The sequence below is a fragment of the Reyranella sp. genome (assembly GCF_050185545.1).
Taxonomy (GTDB): Bacteria; Pseudomonadota; Alphaproteobacteria; order Reyranellales; family Reyranellaceae; genus Reyranella.
The window spans coordinates 1-23,062 of sequence record NZ_JBFWZI010000029.1 but is presented as its reverse complement, the minus strand read 5'-3'; the positions used below and the strand labels follow the sequence as shown (position 1 = coordinate 23,062).

Annotated in this window: 22 protein-coding genes; 10 read left to right on the top strand and 12 right to left on the bottom strand. The window is 66.2% G+C overall.

The features are described from left to right. Nucleotides 1-3 precede the first annotated feature (3 nt). The 5 genes from AB7O82_RS10920 to AB7O82_RS10900 are packed head-to-tail and all read right to left on the bottom strand — an operon-like array spanning nt 4 to nt 4,444. Nucleotides 4-1,095, bottom strand: coding sequence for a hypothetical protein (locus AB7O82_RS10920; RefSeq protein WP_428538102.1), 1,092 nt, complete (start codon nt 1,093-1,095; stop codon nt 4-6). Nucleotides 1,096-1,120: 25 nt separating this feature from the next. Next, nucleotides 1,121-1,963 carry a universal stress protein gene (locus tag AB7O82_RS10915; RefSeq protein WP_428619365.1) on the bottom strand — a complete coding sequence of 281 codons (843 nt, stop codon included), beginning with the start codon at nt 1,961-1,963 and terminating at the stop codon, nt 1,121-1,123. 57 nt (nt 1,964-2,020) lie between these two features. Further along, nucleotides 2,021-2,395, bottom strand: a complete 375-nt coding sequence (locus AB7O82_RS10910) for a hypothetical protein (RefSeq protein WP_428538108.1) — start codon at nt 2,393-2,395, stop codon at nt 2,021-2,023. Between the two features lie 4 nt (nt 2,396-2,399). After that, nucleotides 2,400-3,590 (bottom strand): methionine adenosyltransferase, encoded by a 1,191-nt coding sequence (locus AB7O82_RS10905; RefSeq protein ID WP_428538111.1) that lies wholly within the window; start codon nt 3,588-3,590, stop codon nt 2,400-2,402. Then, on the bottom strand, nt 3,587-4,444 hold the full coding sequence (locus AB7O82_RS10900; RefSeq protein WP_428538114.1) for a protein-L-isoaspartate(D-aspartate) O-methyltransferase: 858 nt from the start codon (nt 4,442-4,444) through the stop codon (nt 3,587-3,589). The genes AB7O82_RS10905 and AB7O82_RS10900 overlap by 4 nt, the downstream gene beginning before the upstream one ends. Here AB7O82_RS10900 and AB7O82_RS10895 point away from each other — a divergent pair. The 4 genes from AB7O82_RS10895 to AB7O82_RS10880 all read left to right on the top strand — a co-directional run bounded on the left by AB7O82_RS10895 (nt 4,443) and on the right by AB7O82_RS10880 (nt 6,869). Next, nucleotides 4,443-4,922, top strand: a complete 480-nt coding sequence (locus AB7O82_RS10895; RefSeq protein ID WP_428538117.1) for an Hsp20/alpha crystallin family protein — start codon at nt 4,443-4,445, stop codon at nt 4,920-4,922. The genes AB7O82_RS10900 and AB7O82_RS10895 overlap by 2 nt on opposite strands. Before the next feature lie 105 nt (nt 4,923-5,027). Continuing rightward, the gene (locus AB7O82_RS10890; RefSeq protein WP_428538120.1) at nt 5,028-5,240 is read left to right on the top strand and encodes a ChaB family protein; all 213 of its coding nucleotides are present in this window, start codon (nt 5,028-5,030) and stop codon (nt 5,238-5,240) included. Continuing rightward, nucleotides 5,237-6,061 carry a universal stress protein gene (locus AB7O82_RS10885; RefSeq protein ID WP_428538123.1) on the top strand — a complete coding sequence of 275 codons (825 nt, stop codon included), beginning with the start codon at nt 5,237-5,239 and terminating at the stop codon, nt 6,059-6,061. The genes AB7O82_RS10890 and AB7O82_RS10885 overlap by 4 nt, the downstream gene beginning before the upstream one ends. 130 nt (nt 6,062-6,191) lie before the next feature. Next, nucleotides 6,192-6,869 (top strand): CBS domain-containing protein, encoded by a 678-nt coding sequence (locus AB7O82_RS10880; RefSeq protein WP_428538126.1) that lies wholly within the window; start codon nt 6,192-6,194, stop codon nt 6,867-6,869. Between the two features lie 10 nt (nt 6,870-6,879). Here AB7O82_RS10880 and AB7O82_RS10875 read toward each other — a convergent pair whose 3' ends face one another. The 4 genes from AB7O82_RS10875 to ftsH all read right to left on the bottom strand — a co-directional run bounded on the left by AB7O82_RS10875 (nt 6,880) and on the right by ftsH (nt 13,864). After that, a complete protein-coding gene (locus AB7O82_RS10875) occupies nt 6,880-8,004 on the bottom strand; it encodes an ABC transporter permease (RefSeq protein WP_428538129.1) in 1,125 nt (374 codons plus the stop codon). Between the two features lie 3 nt (nt 8,005-8,007). Continuing rightward, complete coding sequence (gene rbbA, locus AB7O82_RS10870; protein WP_428538132.1) at nt 8,008-10,770, bottom strand: ribosome-associated ATPase/putative transporter RbbA; 2,763 nt, start codon at nt 10,768-10,770, stop codon at nt 8,008-8,010. Between the two features lie 2 nt (nt 10,771-10,772). Then, entirely contained in the window at nt 10,773-11,879 is a 1,107-nt protein-coding gene (locus tag AB7O82_RS10865; RefSeq protein WP_428538135.1) for an HlyD family secretion protein, read from the bottom strand. A 128-nt stretch (nt 11,880-12,007) separates the two neighbouring features. After that, complete coding sequence (ftsH, locus tag AB7O82_RS10860; RefSeq protein ID WP_428538138.1) at nt 12,008-13,864, bottom strand: ATP-dependent zinc metalloprotease FtsH; 1,857 nt, start codon at nt 13,862-13,864, stop codon at nt 12,008-12,010. 168 nt (nt 13,865-14,032) lie between these two features. On the opposite strand from ftsH, the gene AB7O82_RS10855 reads away from it, so the two are divergent. The 4 genes from AB7O82_RS10855 to AB7O82_RS10840 all read left to right on the top strand — a co-directional run bounded on the left by AB7O82_RS10855 (nt 14,033) and on the right by AB7O82_RS10840 (nt 18,319). Beyond that, nucleotides 14,033-14,629: a hypothetical protein gene (locus AB7O82_RS10855; RefSeq protein WP_428538141.1), complete on the top strand. Its 597-nt coding sequence runs from the start codon at nt 14,033-14,035 to the stop codon at nt 14,627-14,629. Then, nucleotides 14,626-17,229, top strand: coding sequence for a magnesium-translocating P-type ATPase (gene mgtA, locus AB7O82_RS10850; RefSeq protein ID WP_428538144.1), 2,604 nt, complete (start codon nt 14,626-14,628; stop codon nt 17,227-17,229). The genes AB7O82_RS10855 and mgtA overlap by 4 nt, the downstream gene beginning before the upstream one ends. 78 nt (nt 17,230-17,307) lie before the next feature. Beyond that, nucleotides 17,308-17,985: a helix-turn-helix domain-containing protein gene (locus AB7O82_RS10845; RefSeq protein WP_428538147.1), complete on the top strand. Its 678-nt coding sequence runs from the start codon at nt 17,308-17,310 to the stop codon at nt 17,983-17,985. Nucleotides 17,986-18,007: 22 nt separating this feature from the next. Continuing rightward, a complete protein-coding gene (locus AB7O82_RS10840; protein WP_428538150.1) occupies nt 18,008-18,319 on the top strand; it encodes a c-type cytochrome in 312 nt (103 codons plus the stop codon). Nucleotides 18,320-18,414: 95 nt separating this feature from the next. Here AB7O82_RS10840 and groL read toward each other — a convergent pair whose 3' ends face one another. Further along, nucleotides 18,415-20,043 carry a chaperonin GroEL gene (gene groL, locus AB7O82_RS10835; protein ID WP_428538153.1) on the bottom strand — a complete coding sequence of 543 codons (1,629 nt, stop codon included), beginning with the start codon at nt 20,041-20,043 and terminating at the stop codon, nt 18,415-18,417. Between the two features lie 307 nt (nt 20,044-20,350). Between groL and AB7O82_RS10830 the strand changes: the two genes are divergently transcribed. Further along, nucleotides 20,351-21,049, top strand: coding sequence for a YbaY family lipoprotein (locus AB7O82_RS10830; protein WP_428538156.1), 699 nt, complete (start codon nt 20,351-20,353; stop codon nt 21,047-21,049). 34 nt (nt 21,050-21,083) lie between these two features. Here AB7O82_RS10830 and AB7O82_RS10825 read toward each other — a convergent pair whose 3' ends face one another. Continuing rightward, nucleotides 21,084-21,824 carry a tetratricopeptide repeat protein gene (locus tag AB7O82_RS10825; RefSeq protein WP_428538159.1) on the bottom strand — a complete coding sequence of 247 codons (741 nt, stop codon included), beginning with the start codon at nt 21,822-21,824 and terminating at the stop codon, nt 21,084-21,086. A gap of 172 nt (nt 21,825-21,996) precedes the next feature. Between AB7O82_RS10825 and AB7O82_RS10820 the strand changes: the two genes are divergently transcribed. Continuing rightward, entirely contained in the window at nt 21,997-22,359 is a 363-nt protein-coding gene (locus AB7O82_RS10820) for a DUF1622 domain-containing protein (protein WP_428538162.1), read from the top strand. A 3-nt stretch (nt 22,360-22,362) separates the two neighbouring features. Here the strand turns inward: AB7O82_RS10820 and ppk2 are convergent. Next, nucleotides 22,363-23,062, bottom strand: a 700-nt coding sequence (gene ppk2, locus AB7O82_RS10815) for a polyphosphate kinase 2 (RefSeq protein ID WP_428619362.1), incomplete at its 5' end; no start/stop codon positions are given.

Here is a 23,062-nt window from a genome sequence, read left to right as displayed (position 1 = left end):
GTTCTACCAGGGGCAGCGGCGATCGCTTCCGAACAGGTGTGCGAACTCCTGTCTCGTGGGAGCCAGGGGCCGGCCGGTCGTGCGGCCGGCGACGGGACGCGAGAACTCGATCTCCCAGGCCGAGAAGCCCGCCATGAAGAAACGGCCGACCGCACCGGCCTCGGTGTCACCGCAACCGTCCTCGAGGCCGACCACCTCCGGATACCACCCGCCACCACGCACGACCTGCAATGGCCGGCTCCAGCCTTGCGTGTCGGCAAGGTCGCGATTGAGGCTGACGTAGATGCCCTCCTGCACCAGATCACCGTCGGCGCCGGCCGTGTGGTTGAGCAGCATCACATAGGCCTCGAGTGCGCGGTTGTAGTGAACCGCGGGACCCCAGAAGCTGTCGGGGTCGGCGTGCCTCCAGCCGCGCACGACCGGCCATAGCGGCCGCGGCGCTGGATGACGGCTCGTGGACCAACCGTCCCTGCCCCACAGCTCCGGTACCGCCAGCGGATCCGCCGCCGGCAAGCGCAGGACGGCGATTCCCTGGGCCTGCTCGTCGGGATGGAAGCTCGTGAAGAAAAGATAGAGCGTCTTGCCGGCGCGATCGGGAATGACGCACAGATCGCCGTATCCGCCGGCAACGAAGCCGTTCTGCCACGAAGGATCGACCAGGTCGCCCGGCAGGCGGAGCAGCTCGCCGCGGCAGCGCCAGCTCAACCCGTCGTCACGGGACAGCAGGCGGCCGATGTGCGGCACGAACAGCTTGGTCGAGCCGGGCACCGGCTCCTCGCCATGATACCAGCCATGCAGGGCACCGCCGGGATCCTGCCAGATCGCCTCGATCCACTTGCCGACCTGCGGATCGGGGTCGTCGAGCAGCGTCACCGCAACGGGCGGTTCCTCGAAGCGGAGGTCGCGGCTGCCACGTCGGCGCAGCGTGTGTCCGATCGGTGCGTAGCTCGAGTAGAACGCCGTGGCCCCGTCATGCGCAAGCCGCACCGGGCTGTTGCCATCCGTGCGCCAGCTTGCGCGGTCGTGCAGCGTCACCGGCGATGCCGTGCGGATCGTGACATGCAGAGCCGCATCGCCCGCTTCTGCGACCACCATGGTTTGCCCGCGATCCGCAATCGACCTAGTGCGCCATCAGAACCGGCATGGTCATTCTGACCAGCATCGTCCGGCTCACGCCCCCCAACACAAGCTCGCGCAGTCGCGAATGACCGTAAATCCCCATGACGATGAGATCGCAGCCATGATCCATGGCGCGCGACAGGATGACATTGCCCGCATCGGCATCGGCCGCCGCGTCGCGTTGCACGGTCACCTTGACACCATGCCGGCTGAGCCAGGTTGCAACGTCGGCCCCGGGCTCGCTGCCGTGCCCGGCCTCGGAGCTCGCAGGATCGACGATGAGGACGGTCACCGCCTCGGCGGCCTGCAGCAACGGCATGGCGTCCGTCGCCGCACGCGCCGCCTCGCGGCTGGCATTCCAGCACAGCATGATTTTGCGGCCCAGCGACGTCGGAACGCCGACGAAGGGCACGACCACGACGGCCCGCCCCGTCCCGAGCGCCACGGTCTCCGGCAGATCCGGCGGCGGCGTCAGTCCGGAAGACGCTTCAGGGTCGTGCTGGCCGACGACCGTCAGGTCGGCATAGCGCGCATGCACGGTCAGAAGAGCGTCGGCATAGCCGCTGGACGAGCGCCATTCGCTGGAGAGCGCCTTGCCTTTGACCGCGGCGGCGAAAGCCTTGGCAGAAACGCTTTCGCTTTCCGCCAGTGCTTCCTCGTGGTCCTTGAAGAGGAGGTCCATGGCGAAGGTTCCGCCGTCGGCGACCACCGGCTCGAACGGTGGCCTCGCGTGAAGCCCGATGAGATGGGCCTGATGGCGCTCCGCCAGGGTCGCCGCCCATTCCAGGCGCGCCGGCGCCGCCCTTCCGGCATCGCACTGAACGAGGATCGTCTTGTAGCTCATCATTTCTCCGCTGCTGGCACCAGCAATGATCTCAATTCGCGGCGGAGTGACATTGACTCAGGTCAATGGCGCTGCCAAGCGCTGCAGCTTCCTGCGCCGCCGATGGGCGAAGCGCTCGGCAATCAGGCCTCGGGCGCGTTGAAAGACGTCGACGATGGCCCGCCCGGGATCGACAAACTGCTGGTCGGGGTGGTCGGATGGCTCGACCCTGAGGTCGATGTGACCCGGCAGCGTCAGGTAGAGACTGACCGCACAGGTGTCCACACCCTCTGCCTCGGGCACCTTGACGACGAGATGGCAATAGAGCGGCTTGCCATACAGCCGCTCCAGCGCCTCGGCCTGTGCCCTGGCGATGTCATGTACGGCGTTGTCAGGAACGCCTCCGCGAAAGCTCATCATGAGCGGCGTCGACTGGCTGCGTCGCGTCTTCATGGCGTCAATAGACCTGGATGGAGCCGGCGACCAGGCGATCAACCAGGCTCGCCGCGCCGCGCAGCTGACGCGCAACGATCTCTCCGACCGTCGCCTCCAGCCGGTTGGCCGGGCTGCCGTCGTGGGTCGCGAGCCGCACATGCGTGAGCGCCGGCATGTCCACGGGTTTGCCGATCTGGCTCACCATGTGACACTCGGCTGCGGCGACCTCGGCGACGCTGGAAACGACCGCCTCGGCGATTTCGCGGGCGACGATGTTGTAGATCTTTCCGACATGGCTCACCGGGTTCTTGCCGGCCGCCGCCTCGAGGCTCATCGGGCGGTAGGGCGTTATCAGGCCATTGACACGGTTGCCGCGTCCGACCTCGCCATCGTCGCCCGCTTCGGCCGAGGTGCCGGTCACCGTGAGATAGAGCGAGGAGGCGTCTGGCGCGTCGGCCATGTTGACCATGACAAGGCAATCGTCGAATCCATGCTCGGCAGCAAGGTCCTGCACCAAACGGCGGATTGCCGCCGTCTCGGCGCGATAGTCGTCCACTCCGCCGAGATGCCGGTCGATCATCGCGCAAGCGATCGTCAGAGACACCACCATGCCGTGCCGCAGGCCCATCACCTTTATGTCCTCACCCCAGGCCGGATGATGCACCGCGCGCTGGCGGCCGTTCAGCACGTTCTCGACCCGAAGCACGAGGAACTCGAGGGCGCTCAGGGGGGCATATCCGACGCCGATCGAGGTGTCATTGGCCAGCACCGTCCCCGCCGCGCTGCGACCATAGAGGTCAGCGAGGGCCTGGGAACCGGGGCGCACCTGGCAGTGCAGGCGGACATGTCGGTCCGCGTCGAGCGCATGCAGCGTCTCGCGCAGCCAGGTCCGCGAGCCTTCAATGGCGATCTCGTCGATGGGAATGACCTGGTTGCCGACGGCGCCGACGGCGCGACCTGACAGATAAATGTCGATCGGCTCCTTCACCTGTCCGCCGCCGAAGGCGGGAATCGTGCTGCCACCGCACAGCAGCGCCTTGTCGACATTGTGATGCAGGATGACGCCGAACCGATCGAGGTAGTGCCGGCAAAGGTTGCGGGACAGGTTCTCGGCAAGCGCGTCGCATATCGAATCGGGATGTCCGAGGCCCTTCCGCTCGACGATCTCGACGGGTTCGTCGCGGGGAGGGCGGCCCGAGACGACGACCTTCATCGATAGCTCTCGCGACTGAAGCTCTCGCCCGCGTCGGCGCGCATCTTCGCGAGCCAGGCATCCTCGTCGGGCCAACCCTCGGCACCGATCAGCGGCACGAAGCGCACGGGCTGGATACTTTCCACGTGATCCTCACCGTCGGTCCCTCTGACCAGGCGAACCAGCGCCTGGCCGCAGGCGGCGTCCTCGACGGGCATGACGAGTCGCCCGCCAGGCTTGAGCTGGGCGCGCAGCGACGGCGGAATGCAAGGTCCCTCCGCGGTCGCCACGATTGCATCATAGGGAGCGGCCGGCCGCCACCCGAGACTGCCGTCGCCTTCGATGACCTCCACCCTGTCGTAGCCCAGCCGCCGAAGTGTCTCGCGCGCGCGTCGGGCCAGGGCCGGGATTCGCTCGATGCTGTGCACGACACGCGCGATGTGGGCAAGCACCGCCGCGGCGTAGCCTGAGCCGGTGCCGATCTCCAGGACGTTTTCGCCCCCCTCCAGGCCGAGCGCCTCGGTCATCGCGCCCACGATATAGGGTTGTGAGATGGTCTGGCCCTCGCCGAGCGGCAGGGGCTGGTCGGCGTACGCCGCTTCACGCAGCTCCTCCGGAACAAAAGCCTCACGGGCGACGTGGCGCATGGCATCGAGAACCCGCTCGTCGCGCACGCCTTTGGCGGCGAGTTGCTCGATAATCATTCGATCCCGCGGCCCGATGTAGGGATTGACCGACTTCATGACGCTGTCCTCCGAAGCTTCGCATCTTGGCCCGGCGAAACGCCCTGCCGGTTGATTTCGGTCAAGTGAACGACGGATGAAACGCCGTAGGTGTTCCCTTGGATCATCACGATCCGCCATGGAGGTCAACATGACAGAACCCAGGTCCCTGATGGGCCTACGTACCCTGTCGCCCTTCGGCGGCGACTTCGACCACATCTTCAATCGCATGCTGCGAGGCTGGCCCTCCGGCTGGAGTGACATCGCGCCCCCCAGGGAGCCGCAGGCCCTGCGGGCCTTCGAGCACATGCCCAAGGTCGAGGTGAAGGAGAACGGCAAGTCGTACACCGTCACCGTCGAGCTGCCGGGCCTGGACGACAAGGATGTCAAGGTCCAGGTCGATGGCGACCTCCTCACCATCTCGGGCGAGAAGAAGGTCGAGCAGTCGGACGACAAGACGCACTACTCCGAGCGGAGCTACGGCAGCTTCACGCGCTCCTTCACGCTGCCCGCCGATGTCGACCGCAACGCCATCTCCGCCACCTTCGCCAAGGGCGTGCTGACGCTGGAAATCGCCAAGACGGCCAATCCGCCGGCACAAGTCAAGGAGGTTGCGATCAAGGCCGCCTGACACCCTGCTGGCCGACGCTCTCCGGCCGCAAATGCCCGGTCGTCGGCGCTCCAGGGCGCCAGACCGGGCCGAGGCGAGGTTTGCCTTATAGAGGGGGATGATTTCATGCCCTACCCGTCCAACATCGAGCTGCCGCCATCGGTCCGCCGGCACCTGCCGCCGTCGGCCCAGGACATCTACCGCCATGCATTCAATGATGCCTGGAACACCTACGCCGACCATCAACGACGCGAGGAGATCGCCCATCGCGTGGCCTGGACGGCGGTAAAGCGCAAATTTCACAAGGGCCACGACGACTATTGGGAACTCAACAGGTGAGCTACCGAACACTGATGACCGTGCCAATCCTTGGCCGCGCAAATGCGTCCCTTCTGGAGGCAACCGCCCGGCTTGCCCGGAAGCTCGATGCCAAGGTGATCGGCGTTGCCGCCTGCCGGCCCGTCCACACCATCTGTCGCGACTACGCCATTCCTGCAAGCGTATTCGACCAGGATCGCATGCAGATCCAAAGGCAGATGCATGATGTCGAAATGCAGTTCCGGACCGCCCTGGCGGATCGTGGAGGCAACATAAGCTGGGACGCGCACACTGGCCTCGAGCCGCTTGCCGCTCACCTGGCTGAAGTCTCCGCATCGGCGGATCTGCTCGTGGTCCCGCTGCCTGCCGCCGGTACTGCCATGGATGCGACGCGTCAACCCGACCTCTGCGATCTCGTCATGGAGGCGGGGCGCCCGGTGATGCTCGTTCCGCCGGCGCCGCCACCGGCCCTCGATCGAATAATGGTGGCCTGGAAGGATACGCGTGAAGCCCGGCGGGCTGTGGCCGACTCCTTGCCGCTTCTCGCCAAGGCGACGGCGGTGACGATTGTCGGAATCGAGGATGCCGGCGACGCAGCGGCGGCCCGCCACAGCGTCGAGCGTGTTCGGGCTTGGCTTGCCAGTCACGACATCGTCGCGAAATCCAGGACAGTGCCGCCACGCAGGGCAAATGCCGCACAACTGATCGAGATTGCGCGCGAAATGGGCACGGACCTCATTGTCGCCGGGGCCCACGGTTACGTTCGCCAGGGTCGGTGGGTGCTGGGTGGAATCACGAGCGAACTGCTTGCCGGCGACAGGTGCGCACTCCTTTCGCACTAGGTGACGACACCCTGACGCCGATACGAACGCGTCCCTGTCGTTGACTTCAATCAAGTCGCGCGGGCGCGTCGAGCCCTACAAGCGATCGAGCACCAAACGTGGAGGACCTCAAATGCGCGCTGGCGATATCATGACCGAGGTGGCGATTTGCGTGGACCAAGGCGCATCGATCTTCGAGGCCGCGGAATTGATGTTGAGTGCCGGCGTCAGTGCCCTGCCCGTGGTCGACTCCCAGAGCAGGATCGTCGGCATCATCAGCGAGGCCGACCTGATGCGACGTGGCGAGATTGGCACAACAGCCCGGGAATCCTGGCTGTCGCGGCTGGTCGCGGACAAGGATACGGCCGCGCACGAGTTCATCCAGGCCCATTCGCGACGAATCAGCGAAGTTATGACCACACGGGTGATCACGGCTGCCGAGGAAACCGAGTTGCCGGCCCTCGTCGAGCTGATGGACAAGCACGGCGTGAAGCGCCTGCCGATCGTCAAGGACGATATCGTCGTCGGCGTCGTGAGCCGGGCCGACATCCTGCAGGCTCTGCTTTCGCGCGAACCTGCCAGCGAGCCGGGTCACCCATCGGACAAGGATTTGCGCCGCGCGGTGGAAACGGCGCTGGAGAAACACCGCTGGAGCTCGAGCTGGCCCGTCAACATCCTGGCCAATGCCGGCGTGGTCCATCTCTGGGGATTCGTGCCAGGCGCCGAGGTCAGAAGGGCCTATCGGGTCGCTGCGGAGAATGTTCCTGGCGTCAGGCGGGTCAAGAGCCACCTGCGGCCGCTTCCGGCATCGGTGACCATGGGCGTCTAGCGTCGCCCAGCTATCCCTTCACCAACGCGACGCTTCGGAAACGCAGCAGCCCCGACCCGAGAAAGACAACGCCCATGACGGCGACGGCGAGAAATTGCGGCCAGACCACGTCGAGGCCCGCGCCGCGATAGAGGATCGCCTGCGCAATCGAGACGAAATGGGTCGAAGGCGACACCTGCATGAGGGTGCGCAGAAGCGCCGGCATGCTTTCCAGCGGGGTGTTACTGCCGGACAGCATATTGAGCGGAACCGCCACCAGAATGAACAGCAGCCCAAGCTGCGGCATGGTCCGCGCGATGGTCGCCAGGAAGATCCCGACCGAGGTGGCAAAGAACAGGTAGAGCACGACGCCCGCCATGAACAGCGGCGCCGAACCGGTCACTGGAACACCGAGCAGCCGGCGCACCACGAGCTCGAGCGACAGGCCGACCGCCACGGTGATCACCAGCCCGTTGGCGAGCACCTTCGACATGACGATCTCGAACGGCGTCACCGGCATGGCGAGGAGATGGTCCATCGTGCCGTGCTCGCGCTCGCGCACCACCGCCGCGCCGGCGAGGATGATGGCGAGCATGGTGACGTTGTTGATGATGCCCATGATGCTGGTGAACCACGCCGTCGTGACATTGGGGTTGAAGGCGATGCGGATTGCGAGGCCGACCGGCAACGGCCCGGCATCCGGCCGGCGGGCGACGAAGCCCGCAATCTCCGCTCGGATGATCTGCTCGGCATAGCCCGCGCCGATTCCCGCCTGCATCATCGCCGTGGCATCGACGGCGACCTGCAGCGCGGGCTTGCGGCCGGCGAGAACGTCCCTCTCGAAGTGCGGCGGTATGTCGACGATGAAGGTGAACCGGCCGGTGTTCATCAGATGATCGATATCGTGCGGCGCGACGGGCTGGGGCGGCATGAAGTAGGGTGGCAGAAACGCCCGCGCGATCCGTCTGGAGAGCTCCGAATGGTCCTCGTCGACGATGCCGATCGAGGCGTTGTGCAGCTCCTGCGCGTTGCCCTGGGCCTGGGCGATGATGGCGAGCGAGAAGGAGTAGATCACCAGGCCGAGCAGTACCCAATCGCGCAGGAAGCTGCGCAGCTCCTTGGTCGACAGCCAGAAGATCGTGGCGAGCGTGTGCACGCGTCACTTCTCCTGGTTGCGCAACAGGACGAGGCCAAGCAGCGTCAGACCCGGCATGAAAGCCGCCAGGATCAACAGGTTGCCCGCGAGGTCGGCGAAGTGCAGGCCCTTGGTGAAGGCTCCCAGGCTCACCGGCAGAAAATAGGTCATCGGGAACAACCGGCCGAGAAGGGCGCCGAAGCCGGTGATCGACGAGGTCGGCACCAGCATGCCGGCGAACATCGTCGCCGGCAGCACCGTGAGGATCGCCGTCCCGAACAGCGCCGCGATCTGCGTCGAGGTGAAGGCCGATATCACCTGCCCGTATGCGGTCGTCGCGGCGACGTAGATCAGCGCGCCCAGCGCGAGCAGCGGCAAGCTGCCCTTCAACGGCACGCCGAAGAGAAAGAGCGCCATCGCGACCATCAGGGCGAAGTTGACCATGGCGACCGCAATGTAGGGCAGCTGCTTGCCGAGCAGGAACTCGAGGCGGCTGACCGGCGTCACATACAGGTTGACGATCGAACCCAGCTCCTTCTCGCGCACGATCGCCAGGGCCATGAGAATCGCCGGTATGAGTGCCAGCTGGAAGGCGATCTGCGCCGGCACCATGGCGTAGATGCTGTCGAAATCCTGATTGTAGCGAAAGCGCACCTCGATGGCCGCGTCGGCCGACGGGGCACCGCTCGCGGCGTGGCCGCGGATGGTCTGGTCGGCGAGATACCGCTGGTGAGCACCCTGGAGATAGCCGCGAATCGTCTCGGCGCGAAACGGCATGGCACCGTCGATCCAGACCGCCACCTCGGCCGGCCTCACCCGCCTGATGTCGCGCCCGAAGCCGGGAGGGATCTCGACGGTGGCGGTTACCTCGCCCCGCTTCAGGCGATCCTGCAGATCGGCGGCATCGCGAAGCGGCGCGCGCTCCGTGAAGTAGGACGAGCCGCGCAACTGTTCGAGATAGGCGCGGCTCTCGTAGGTGTTGTCGCGGTCGAGCACGGCAATGCTGAGCGAGTTCACGTCCGTGGTGATGCCGTAGCCGAACACCAGCATGAGGAAGGCCGTACCGCCCAAGGCGAAGGCGAGGCGAATGGGATCGCGCATCAGCTCGAGCGCCTCGCGGATGGCGTAGGCGAGCATCCGGCGCAGGCTGAACAGACTTGACGGCATCTCCGCCCGCGATCGCGCGGGCGCCGGCGCGACGGCCATCGCACTGGCGGGCTCTTCCCGGGTCCGCTTCTCTGCCGCCTCCTCGAGATAGCCCACAAAGGCCTCTTCCAGGCTGGTGGCACCACGTCGGCGGACGAGGTCGGCGGGTGCACCGGTGTCGAGCACGCGTCCCCCGTCCATCAGCGAGATCCGGTCGCAGCGCGCGGCTTCGTTCATGAAGTGGGTGGACACGAAGATCGTGACGCCCTGGTTGCGCGACAGGTCGATCAACAGCTCCCAGAACGAGTCGCGAGCGATTGGATCGACGCCGGAGGTCGGCTCGTCGAGGATCAGCAGGTCGGGTCGATGGACGACTGCCACGGCGAGCGACAGTCGTTGGCGGATGCCGAGCGGCAAGGCGTCGGCGAGCTGCTCGACATGCTCGGCCAACCCGAAGCGGGCGATCAGCTCGTCGACACGCCGGCGCGCCTGGCTTGCCGGCAGGTGGAACAGTCGCGCATGCAGGTCCAGGTTCTGCCGGACCGTCAGCTCGGAATAGAGCGAGAATGCCTGTGACATGTAGCCGACGCGCGCCCGCGAGGCCACGTCGGTCGCATTGATCGGCTGGCCGAACAGCCTTGCTTCGCCTTCGCTGGCCGGCAGCAGGCCGGTCAGTATCTTCATGGTCGTGCTCTTGCCGCAGCCATTGGATCCCACGAAGCCGAAAATCTCCCCCTTTTCGATCGCGAAATCGACGCGGTCGACTGCCGTGAACTCGCCGAAGCGGCGCGCGAGGCCATGGGCGGCGATCACGTGCTCGTGGTCGAACCTGCGGCGAGGGGGGATGACGAGCGCGTGGTGACCGTCCCTGAGTTGTTCGGGCAGCAGGCGAATGAAGGTCTCCTCCACGCTCTTCGTGGCGGTTCGCACCATCAGGTCGGCCGGCGTGCCGGCAGCCAGGACCTTCCCGGCATTCATGGCAATCAGCCAGTCGAACCTTTCCGCTTCCTCCATGTAAGCCGTCGCCACCAGGATGCTCATCTCCGGCCGGCGCACGCGCATGCGCTGGATCAGCTGCCAGAACTGCCGGCGCGACAGGGGATCGACGCCGGTCGTGGGCTCGTCGAGAATCAGCAGATCGGGGTCGTGGATCAGGGCGCAGCAAAGACCCAGCTTCTGGCGCATGCCCCCGGAGAGCTGTCGCGCCAGCCGACCAGCGAAGGGGGCCAGTCCCGTGCTGTGCAGCAACTCGTCGACGCGTTCGGCGCGCTCGGCGCGGCCTTGCCCGAACAGTCTGCCGAAGAACTCGATGTTCTCCCGCACGCTCAGCTCCGGATAGAGGTTCTTGCCGAGGCCCTGTGGCATGTAGGCGACGCGCCGGCAGATCGCGCGGCGATGCCCCGCATCGGCCATGTCGCCTCCGAGAACCCACACCCGGCCCTGCTGTATGCGTTTGGCGCCGGCTACGAGCCCGAGCAGGGTCGATTTCCCCACGCCATCCGGCCCGATCAACCCGACGAGACGACCGGCCGGGATGTCGATCGTGACGTCCCCGAGCGCCACGCGCCGGTACCTGTGGCCCAGCTCCACCAGGCGGGCGACGACCGATTGGCCAGGCTCGACCATGACTAACTGGGCCATGACTAAGGGGTACCTTGCAGGCGTTCCGGCCAGGCGACGTGGGGGTCGAACCGGACATAGGCGACGCCCGGCACGCCGCTGCGCACGGCCTCGGCGTGGGAGCGCGACAGGCTGGGGTCGATGCGCACCCGGATCCGGAACATCAGCTTGTCCCGTTCCGTCTGGGTCTCGACCATCTTGGGCGTGAACTGAGCCTGTGAGGCGATGAAGCTCACCTTTGCAGGGATTGGCCGCGCGGGCCAGGCATCGAGGACGATGCGGCCCTCGTTGCCGATCCTGACCCGCCCCGCCGTCGCCGTCGGCAAGTAGATGTCCATGTAGACGTAGCCGACATCGAGCAGGGTAAAGACCTTGCCGCCGGCAGGCAGGACCTCGCCGACATTGGCGATACGGTACTCGATGCGGCCATCGCGCGGCGCGACAAGCGTGTTGTCGGCAATATGGACCTTGTAGAGCTCGACGTCGTGCCGCGCCCCGCTGAGCGCGGCCTCGGCGGCGAGAACCCGGGCATTGACCGCGCGTTCCATGGCCTGCGCGCCTTCGAGCTGCTGGCGGCGCTGGTCGAACAGCTCGCGGGTGATCCAGCCGTTCTTCAGCAGGCTTTCGGCGCGCTCCATCTGCTGCTGCGCCAGCACGACCTGCGTATGCGCCTGGGCCACGTGGGCATGGGCTTCGACGATCGCCTTGGTCGCCTGCTCGACTTGAGCCTCGGCCTTCCTGAGCGAGGCCTCGAGATCCCGGGTGTCCATCAGCGCCAGGACCTGGCCGGCTTTCACCATGTCTCCTTCGTCGACGCGCAGCTCCAGGATGCGGCCAGCGAACTTGGTCGCGATGTCGAGCGGATCGGCCTCGAGCCGGCCGTTGCTGAAGGCAATGCCCGCCGGGAGCGGCGGCAGGCGGTGCTGCCACCAATATCCTCCTCCGGCGGCCGCGACGGTCGCGACGAGCAGCACCAGCAGCAAGGTACGCCAGCGAAATGGCGTGCCCTTGGCGGAGGATTGGACGACCGGCAGGGAGGCTGCCTGTGTCGGGACCAATGCCCCGCCGGAGTCTCGTTCGCCCTGCAGAGGCTGCAGGGCCGGAGCCTCGTCGGTGCCAGGGAGAGTCATGGGCGCTCACAAGGGGCGGTGCATGATGGTCACGCCGGTACCGATAGGCCGGAGGCGTGGCGCGAACCTTGATCGGCATCAAGGGCGCCACGCTTGCCGAGGCGCTCTTCGAGGGAGGCGTCTGCCCGTCAGGCTGTTCGGGCGATCGTGTCGCCCGGTTGCTCGGCCGGGATGACGCGCTTGGCCAACGGGCCCAGCCAATCGTCACCGAGCGTCTCGCGCTCGATCAGCTTCTGAGCGGTCGCGTGCAGCAGTTCGCGATTGCGCTCCAGAATCGCCCTGGCCCGCTCGAGGCCCTGCCCGATCAGGCGCACGACGGCATCGTCCATCCGGCTCGCCGTCGCCTCGCTGTACCAGCGCGGGCGCCCGAAGGACGAACCCGGCAGCGGCGTCATCAGGGGCGATGGCTCGCCTTCGTAAGCCACGGGACCGAGCTCGGGGGCCATGCCGAAACGCATGACCATGCTGCGCGCGATCTCGGTCGCCTTCTGCAGGTCGTCGGCAGCACCGGTCGAGACCGAGGGAAAGCGCAACATCTCCGCCGCACGGCCGCCGAGCAGCACGGCCAGGCGGTCCTCGAGCTGGCTGCGGTTCAGCAGATAGCGATCTTCGATCGGCGGCTGCAGGGTGTAGCCCAGCGCGCCCACGCCACGCGGTATGATGGAGATCTTCTGGACCGGATCGCTACCGGGCAGCGCCATGGCCACCAAGGCGTGACCGGACTCGTGGAAGGCGATGACCTCACGCTCGGCCGCACTCAGGATCCGGCTTCGCTTCTCGAGGCCGCCGACGATGCGCTCGAGCGCGGCCGTGAAATCGGCGAGCGTGACGTCCTCGCCGCCGCGCCGCGTCGCGAGCAATGCCGCCTCGTTCACCAGGTTGGCCAGATCGGCTCCGGTGAAGCCGGGCGTCATCGCCGCGACGCGCTCCATGTCGACGCCCTTGGCCAGCCGCACCTTGCGAACATGGACGGCGAGGATGTCCGCCCGTCCTTTCTTGTCGGGGCGATCGACCAGAACCTGCCGATCGAAGCGGCCGGCGCGCAGCAACGCCGGGTCGAGAATCTCCGGACGATTGGTCGCCCCCAGCAGGACAATTCCGGCCTTGGGGTCGAAGCCGTCGAGCTCGGCGAGCAGCTGGTTGAGGGTCTGCTCCTTTTCGTCGTGGCCGCCGAGCCCGAAGCTGCCGCGCGCGCGACCCAGGGCATCGAGCTCGTCGATGAAGATGATGCACGGTGCGTGCCGTCGGGCCTGCTCGAAGAGATCGCGGACGCGCGCGGCGCCGACGCCGACGAACATCTCGACGAACTCCGATCCCGAGATGGAGAAGAAGGCCACTCCCGCCTGACCCGCCACGGCGCGGGCAAGCAGCGTCTTGCCGGTTCCCGGGGGACCGACCAGGAGGATACCCTTGGGGAGCCGGGCCCCCAGCCGGCTGTGAGATGCGGGATTCCTCAGGAAGTCGACGATCTCCTCGAGCTCGGCCTTGGCCTCGTCGACACCGGCGACGTCGGCGAAATCCACGCCGGTGCTGCGCTCGAGATAGACCCGGGCTTTGCTCTTGCCGATCGCCAGCAGGCCTCCGCCTGGTCCGATACCAGTCTGCATCCGTCGTACGACGAACAGCCAGATGCCGACGAACAGGGCCGTCGGCACGACCCACGAGAGAACCGCCTTCAGCCAGCCGGAATCGTGCTCGGCCTTGAACTTGATCTTGTACTGGGCGAGGAAATTGGCAACGTCGAGGGCGAGCCGGTCGGTGACGAACTCGGGTTTCTCGCCGGCCGCGGGACTGGCGAGAGTGCCACGAATGTAGGTGTCGCCGACGGTGACCTCCCCCACCTTGCCGGCGTCGAGCAAGGCACGGAACTCGCTGTAGGAGATCTGATCGACTTTCTGCTGCTGGACCCACAGGTCGCGCACGAACGCGATGGCGAGCAAGGCCACCACGAGATACACATAGTTGAAGATCTGATCCTTCTTCACGATTCCTTCTCGATCGGGCCCTTCTCGGTCGGGCGCCTCGGCGAGCTGGCGCCGAACGCTCCATCCGCAAGCCTCGGTGAGTAAACCAGTCGCAATCCGGCTTCGACTTGACCTGCATCAAGCGCGCTCTCCCCCGTTTCCATAACTTGGCACCAACGGGGTGTTGCCATGATGAACCATCGCCTGCTGTCCGCCGTCCTCCTGTTCGCCGGCCTGGCGGTGTGCCCTGCGGGCGCGGAACCGGTCGGTTGGTCGATCGAGCCGGAAACCGTCGATCCGCGCTATGCCGTAGTGGAGCCCGCCGAGACCAACCTCAACATCAGCGCCATCGTGCTCTCCTGCGAGCAGACGAATGGCGCTCGACTCCTGCAGTTGCAGCTCTACCTGACTGACGACGGACCGTTGCGCGCCAAGGCGACGTCGGCCGGCCGCCCGAAGGTCGAGCCGCGTGCCGAACTCCTGATCGATGGCCACGCCTTCCCGGTCTCGTTGATGTTTGCCGACACCTACGCCGTGGTGGCCGACGACCACGACGGTCCCTACCCCAAACTGTCCGACCATCTGGTGGCCGCGCTGCAGTCGGGGGAGACCATGACATTGCATCTCGACCTGCTCGCCGAGCCGAGCGGCGAGCCCGCCGCGTTCGACGGCGCAGCCGTTGTCCCCCTCTCTGGAAGCGGTGGACACCGAGCCATTGCCGCCATGCGTCGCTGCGCCGGCCCGACCAACCTGACCGGGAGCGGCCTGGCACAGCTGGGCCATTGATCGCCGCCGGCGCTCCCGGCGGCAGCAGCCCGCCGGCGCCGTTCTGGACGCTGAGCGAGGATGCCCTTTGTCAGCACCTGCACTGCACTGGCGGCGGCTTGGGCAGTGCCGAGGCCGCCGCTCGACTGCAGCAACACGGACCCAACAGCGACGCTCCGACAGCGACGATCGGTGCGCTGCGCGCGGTGCTGCGCCGCCTGCTGGAACCGCTTTGCCTGATCCTTCTGGCCGCCGCGATCGTGTCGGCGCTTACCAGTGACTCGATCGGCGGTGGCATCATCGCCACTGTCCTGGTCCTGTCGATCGCGCTGGACACCTTCCAGGAAGGACGCGCCGCCAAGGCCGCCGACCTGTTGCGCCGATCCGTGGCCCTGCGGGCCGAGGTCAGGCGCGACGGCAACTTCAGCGAAGTGGCGATCGAGGGTGTCGTGCCCGGCGATGTGCTCCGGATCCGGGCTGGCGACATCATCCCGGCCGATGGCCTGCTGATCGCGTCCACTGCTTTGACGGTCGGCGAGGCGGCCCTGACCGGCGAGCCTTACCCGGTAGAGAAGCGGTGTGGACGGGTCATTTCGCCGGAGCCCGCGGACGCCTGCAATGCCGTATTTCGGGGCTCGGTGGTGCAAACGGGAGATGCACTCGTTCTGGTGGCCGGGACTGGCCGGGCGACCGTGTTTGGAGCGGCAACCGTGGCGCTCGCCGAAGCTCCGGCTCCCTCGCCGTTCCAGCGCGATCTGCACGCCTTCGGGCTACTGGTCGCCCGACTTTCAATCGCCCTGATCGTCGTCGTGCTGGCGGCACATGTGCTGGTGGGGCGTCCAACGCTCGAATCGCTGATGTTTTCGGTGGCGCTCGCGGTGGGACTGACGCCCGAGCTGTTGCCGATGATCACCACGGTCACGCTGACGCGAGGCGCGTTGCGCATGGCCGCGCGCAAGGTAATCGTGAAGCGGCTGGCCTCGATTCACGATCTCGGCGCCATGACCGTACTGTGCACGGACAAGACCGGAACGCTGACCTCGGCCCGCATCATGTTGGCGCAAAGCCTGGACGGTCGGGGCGAGACGAACGGACGCGCTGCCCGGCTGGGCGCCGTGGCAGCACAGCTGGGCGGCGATCGCGGCTCTCTCGACGCGGCCCTCGTTGCAGGCACCGCCGAAGGGTCGGCCTGGATGTTGTTGGCGCGTCGGGCTTTCGACTTCCAACGGCGTCTCGGGTCGGTGCTTGCCGAGGGGCCCGAGGGCAGGGTGCTGATCGCCAAGGGATCTCCCGAGGCGATATTGCCCTTGTGCACGTCGCTGCGCAGTGCAGGCGGCGAGCAGCCGATGACCGAGGCCGATCGAAGCGAGGCACTGCGCCGAATGCGCAGGCTGGCCGAGCAGGGGCTGAGGTCGGTCATGGTGGCATCGCGACCATGGCCGGACCCTGCGCGCGAGATCGACGACGGCGACGAGCGCGAGCTGATCTACGAAGGCACTTGCACCTTCGCCGACCCGCCGAAAGCGACCTCTGCCGCCGCCATTGCCCGCCTGAAGGATGCCGCGGTGCGCGTGAAGATCCTGTCCGGGGACGACCCCGTCGTGGTTCGACATCTGGCGGGCGAGGTGGGGCTGCCGGCCACGACGGTGCTGTCCGGAGCCGACGTCGCCCGGCTGAGCGACGAGGCGCTTGTCGTTCAGGCGCGAACGGCGGACGCCTTCGGACGCCTTACCCCGGACCAGAAGCTGCGGGTGATAAGGGCATTGCAAGCCAACGGCGAGACGGTGGGATTCCTGGGCGACGGCATCAACGATGCCCCGGCGTTGAAGGCCGCCGACATCGGCCTCTCCGTAGAAGGCGCAACCGGCGTTGCGCAAGCCGCTGCGGATATGATCCTGCTGGCATCCGACCTCGAGGTCGTGGCCGATGGCGTCGAGGAAGGGCGCCGCACCTTCGCCAACATCCTGAAGTACGTGCGCATGGGTGCGAGCTCGAATTTCGGCAACATGCTGTCGATGGCGACGGCATCGCTCTTCTTGCCCTTCCTGCCGATGCTGCCGACGCAAATCCTGCTCAACAATCTCCTCTACGATCTTTCCGAGATCGGCATTCCCTTCGACACGGTGCGACGGGAGGCGACGGCTCGACCGCAAGCCTGGAACCTGCGTGCCCTCGCGCGCTTTGCCGCCGTCATGGGGCCGTTGTCGTCGGCTTTCGACTTGTTGACCTTTGCCGGTCTGTTGATGCTGTTTCACGTCTCGCCCGAGGAATTCCGCACGGCCTGGTTCCTGGAGTCGATGGCAACCCAGATCCTGGTCATCTTCATCATCCGAACCAGCGGCCGCCCCTGGTGCGACCGCGCTCACCCGGCGTTGATTGTCTCCTCACTGGCGGCGCTGGCTCTTGCCCTGACTTTCCCGTTGTCCGGGGTCGGCTCCTGGTTCGGCTTCGCGCCACCGCCTTGGCCCGTCCTCGTCGCGATCACGCTTGTGGTTTGCCTCTACCTGGCCATGGCGGAGCTGACAAAGCGAATTGCGAATGGCGCCACCGCGGCTACTCCGCCGCGCCCCGGCATCGAAGGTCGCCAATCCCAGACGGGCCCGACGTCGAAAGCTACGTAGATTCCCGTAGGTCAATACCCGAATGGCAGGCCGGTCCAGGGAAGGGTATCGAGACGGCATCCGATACAGGAGATGCCGATGCGCCACGCTCTCACCGCCACGACAATGCAAGCCCGGCCGGCCACCCCGATGATGCAGGGTGCGGCGCCACAATCGACCGGCGAGCCGCAGGGCATCACCTTGCGTCTGGCCAGGGGCGAGGAGCTGTTCGCGGAGGGTGAGCCCGCCGAGTATTTCTACAGAATCGTGTCCGGCACGGTGCGCACCTGCAAGCTGCTGAGCGACGGCCGACGTCAGATCGACGCCTTCCATCTGCCGGGCGACATCTTCGGAATCGAGGCCTGCGCCGAGCATCGGTTTTCCGCCGAAGCCGTCGGCGACGCTACCGTAATGGCCTATCGCCGCAGCAGCCTGGATCGCCTGACGCGCGAACACGCGGCGTTCGGCGAGCAAGTCCTGTCCTCGATGCTCCGCAACCTCCAGCGCGCGCAGGACCACATGCTGCTGCTGGGCCGCAAGAACGCCAAGGAGAAGATCGCGAGCTTCCTGCTCGATCTCGCCCAGCGCCTGCACGAACGAGACCATCTCGAGCTGCCGATGCAGCGCAACGATATCGCCGACCATCTCGGCCTCACCATCGAGACAGTGTCGCGCACTCTCACGGAATTCGCGCGTAGCGGCCTTATCGCGCTCGCCGCTGGCAGCCGTTCGATCGCCCTGGTCGACAAGGCCGGCCTCAAGTTTCTGAACGCCTGACCAACGCGAGCGGGAGACCGGCATGCGCGTCGCGATCCGTTGCCTTCTCGGGTTGGGAGCCCTCCTTCCCGCTTATGCCGCCGCCCAGGATATCGTTCAGGGACGCGAGATCGCGCGGCGATGGTGCTCTGCCTGTCACGTCGTCGAGCGGACGGGGACCGAGGCACCCGCCAATGGCCTGCCGACTTTCCCCGTAATCGCGGCGCGTGCCGATCTGACCGCTGATCGATTGCGGGCGGCGATCAATCCGCAGCACGGTCGCATGCCCGACCTCGCCCTGAGCAGGCGACAGCAGGACGATCTCATCGCCTACATCTTCAGCCTGCGCCAATAGCGGCCCAGGGCAATCGCACGATCACGATTGCCCCTGCTCGGGACGCGGGCCCGCTCCGCGGGTCAAGGCCCACTGCATGGAGCAAGGGTGCGAGCTCACATCGGCGAGAGCTCGGGTTCCCGGGCGGCGCCGGTCTTGGGCGGTTCCTCGATCTCCGTCATGGTTGCCTCGCTCAACAGGAGGACGCTCGCCACCGAGACCGCGTTCTCCAGGCCGACGCGCACGACCTTGGTAGGATCGACAATGCCTGCCTCGATCAGATCGACGTACTTCTTGCGGGCTGCATCAAATCCGTAGCTGCCCGTGCCATCCAGCATTCGGGCAACCGCGACGCCGCCATCGGTCGAGGAGTTCTCCGCGATCTGCCTCGCGGGAGCTTCCAGGGCGCGCTTCAGCACCTGGACGCCGGTTCGCTCGTCGCCTTCGCACCGTGCCTCCTCCTGGGCGACGGCGTCGATGCAGCGAAGCAGGGCAAGGCCGCCGCCCGGCACGATGCCTTCGGCCACGGCCGCCTTGGTGGCGCTGATCGCATCGTCGAGGGCCTCCTTCCTGGCCTTCATCTCGGACTCGGCCGGTGCCCCCACCTTGATCACCGCGACCCCCCCGGAAAGTTTGGCCAGGCGCTCGCGCAGCTTCTCCTTGTCGTAGTCGCTGGTCGAGGCGTCGATCTCGCGCCGAATGGTCGCCACCCGGCCGGCGATGGCGGCCTTGTCGCCGGCGCCACCGATGATGGTGGTCGTATCCTTGTCGATCACCACCCTCTTGGCCCTGCCGAGGCTCGCGGCGCTCACGTTCTCCAGCTTGACCCCGAGCTCTCCCGAAACGACCTGACAGCCGGTCAGCACCGCGATGTCCTGCAGCATGGCCTTGCGCCGATCGCCGAAGCCGGGCGCCTTCACGGCGCAACTGCGCAGGGCACCGCGCAGCTGGTTGACGATCAGGGTCGCGAGCGCATCGCCCTCGACGTCCTCGGCGATCACCAGCAGCGGCCGGCCCGACTTCACGATCTGGTCGAGCATCGGAAGCATGTCCTGCAGCACCGCCACCTTGCGATCGCACAGCAGCACATGGGCATCCTCGAGCACCGCCTCCATGCGCTCGGCGTTGGTTATGAAGTAGGGCGAGATGAAACCGCGGTCGAACTGCATGCCTTCCACGACCTCCAGGACGGTCTCCGTCGTCTTGGACTCCTCGACGGTGATGACGCCGTCATTGCCGACCTTCTCCATGGCGTCCGCCACGAGCTCGCCGATCGATTCGTCGTTGTGAGCCGAGATCGTCGCTACCTGAACCTTTTCGAGCCGCGTCGACACCGGCCGTGACATCTTCTTCAAGGCATCGATCGCGGCCTTTGCGCCGCGATCCAGGCCGCGCTTCAGATCGATGGCGCTGGCCCCGGCCACGACATTGCGTACGCCGTCGGCAAACATCGCATGAGCCAGCAGCGTCGATCCGGACGTGCCGTCACCGACGAGGTCGCCGGTCCGCTCCGCCGCCTGGCGCAGCATGTGAGCGCCCAGATTCTCTTCCGGGTCCTTCAGCTCGAATTCCTTCGCGATGGTAACGCCGTCGTTGCAGACCAGCGGCGGACCCCACTTCTTCTGAATCAATACCGACTTCGATTTGGGTCCGAGCGTCACGCGAATGGCGTCGGCAAGCTGGGCGGCGCCGCGAAGCACCTTTTCACGTGCGGCCGATCGAAACATCACGTGCTTGTAGGACATGCCTCAACCTCCAAACAGATTGGGTTGCATCTTGAAGGCTGTCAGCGCTCGCGCCCCTGATCCAGATCAACCTTTCGGACATTCTCGGTGCCCCGCAAATGGCGATCGCGATGCCGCCGCGCGCTCCTCTTGACCTGGGTCAATGCCTGCAGTGCCTCCCCTCGCAATTGTGGCCGGGCTGCGGGGGAACCGAATGATGACCTATGATGTGGCTGCTCGAGTGATGGTCCGTATCTACGCTTTTTCGGCACCTCGCGAGCCGTTTCACGGCAAAAGCGGCCCACAGGCTTGCGCGAGGTAACCAGCGATGCGGATTCTCGGCCTGCTCCTATTCCTGTCGCTGGCAGCACATTCGGCTCATGCACAGGTAACCGACGGGGTCTCCTCCGCCCCGCTGTCGCGATGCGCCGGCAAGGCTGGCAGCGAAGTCAGGCAAGGCGATCCTGCGTTCGTGACAATTGCCCTCGACGGCCAGCCCTGGATGACGATCGAGCGAACGCAGGAAATCGTCGGCACTCAGCCAATCTCCACCACCATCACCGGAACCGGCTGGCGTCAGAGGCGGGACGGTACGACAGCCCACTTTCGCTTCACGTGCGCGCTCGACGAGCGCGGACAGGCGGTCCTGTTTCACGCCAGCGCGCTGTTGCACGACCTCGGCGATCGGCTCCCGCCAGCCATCGTCATCGAGGGAGCGGCCGCTTATCCCGACAAGGCGTCGCTGCCGAGAGGGGTCGAGCTGCAGGTCCAGCTCATCGACCCGTCGCAGCCGCCGTCGTCACGGATACTCGCAGAGCAAGTGGTCCGAAGCGGCTGGCTCGTCCCCATTCCCTTCTCGTTGCGACTACCCAAGGAAGCCTTGCCTGCCGACCGCACCCTTGCTCTTTCGGCCCGAATCGTCCTTGCTCATCAGATACTGTTCGAGCTTGCCGAGCCGCGCCTCGTGGCCGCTTCCGATTCATCCAGGTTCCTTGCCCTGTCGCTTGCAAGGGTAGGGGCCCGCTGACATGCCGTTGGGGCCGAAGACACACGCGGCGTCGCTATGGCGCGCCAAGATGGATCCCGATGCCCGCCATGTAGTCGGCAATGTCCGGCCGCAACCCCTGCGAGTGAACGATGTCGGCATCGGCTCCCTTCAAGTGGCCTTTCCTGAGCTTTGCCGCTCCCCTGCCGAACAGTGAATAGGGGTCGTCCGGTCGAAGCTTCAGCGCCGCGTCATAGTCGGCGATGGCCGGGTCGTACTGCTTCAGCAGCAGCTTCACGAAGCCGCGTGAAGCAAGCAAGCCGGGATCGCTGGCTCGCAGCCGGAGTCCTTTGTCGCAGTCCGACAGGGCTGCTGCATGCTCGCCGAGGAGTGCCTTCGCGAAGCACCGATTGCCATAGACCACATGCGCCAGAGGATTGAGCGCAAGCGCCCTGCTGAAGTCTTCGACAGCCAGGGCGTAAAGCTTCAAGGCAGTCCTCGTGGTACCCCTGCTGTTGTAAGCGTCCCAGTCCCGCGGATTGATGGCGATGGCCCGGTCGAAATCCAGCATGGCCAACCCATATTGCCCGAGATCGTCGTAGGCGACACCGCGCTCCTTGAGCGCGGCAGCGAGATCCTCCTGCTCGGTCGTCGCCCTCTTTATGATCGCGGTGCAGCTCTCGACGACCTGATCGGGAATGGCACTGTTGAAGCATTTCCGAAACAGCTTGTCTTCGCCCTGCGCAAGAGTCGGTGTGCTATTGGCCAGCACAATAGCCCCGACGATGGCTCGTATGTGCGACTTCGCGAGGAACAAGGGTACCCTCCTTGCCGTAAAGGGTCGCGCCGCCAAACCACCGCATCTGCGTCGCCTCGCATATACCTTGCCGACTTTTCACGCCCGGCCATTGATGCACGTCAAGGATGGCACCAACGAATGCGGCCAGGGTCGCATCAAGGCTGTGATCGAAGCCTGAGGCAGCTCAGCCATGTCCATCGATGCCTTCGCCTCCAGCGCCGGCCGCATCGTCGAACTGGTCGGCGTGGTCGTGCTGATCGCCGGCGCCCTGCTGGCGTGCGGCGCCTGCGCCGTCCGGCTGCTGCACGGCGTCGCCTTGCGCGATGCCTATCACGACCTGCGGGCGGATCTCGGGCGCGCCATCCTGCTCGGCCTGGAGTTCCTGGTCATCGCCGACATCATCGGCACCGTCGCCGTGGAGCCGACGCTGCACAATCTCGGCGTGCTCGCGGTGATCGTCGCGATCCGCACGCTGCTGAGCTTCGCTCTCGAGCTCGAGGTGAGCGGTCGCTGGCCGTGGCAGAAAAACGACGCCCGCGGGCCCGCACCATGACGGTTAGAATTTCTCGTCGATGAAGCGACGGCCTTCGAGCGACCCCTGGTCGTCGTACCTTCTCTTCTCCGAGCGGGCCGGCAGCTTTGCCTTGGCGCGGTCGATGCGCGTGTAGGGGATCTGCGCCAAAACATGCGCGATGGCGTTGAGCCGGGCGCGGCGCTTGTCGTCGGAGCGGACGATGTACCAGGGGGCATCCTTGGTGTCGGTGTGCTGGAGCATCTCGTCGCGCGCCCAGGAGTAGTCGTACCAGCGCTTGTAGGATTCGAGGTCCATCGGGCTCAGCTTCCACTGGCGCAGCGGGTCCTCGATGCGTGCCGTGAAGCGCCGTTCCTGCTCCTCCTGCCCGACCTCCAGCCAGATCTTGATCAGGCGGATGCCGGCCCCGACGATGAACCTCTCGACGATCGGGCAAAGCTCGAGAAAGCGCCGGTGCTGCTCTGGCGTGCAGAAACCCATCACATGCTCGACCCCCGCGCGATTGTACCAGCTGCGGTCGAAGATCACGATCTCACCCCCTGCCGGGAACTGCTCGACATAGCGCTGGACGTACATCTGCGTCTTCTGCCGGTCGGACGGCGTCGGAAGCGCGACGACGCGAAAGACACGCGGGCTCACCCTGGCAGCGATCGCCTTGATCAGGCCGCCCTTCCCGGCAGCGTCGCGCCCCTCCAGGACGATGATGGCGCGCTCGCCGGTCGAC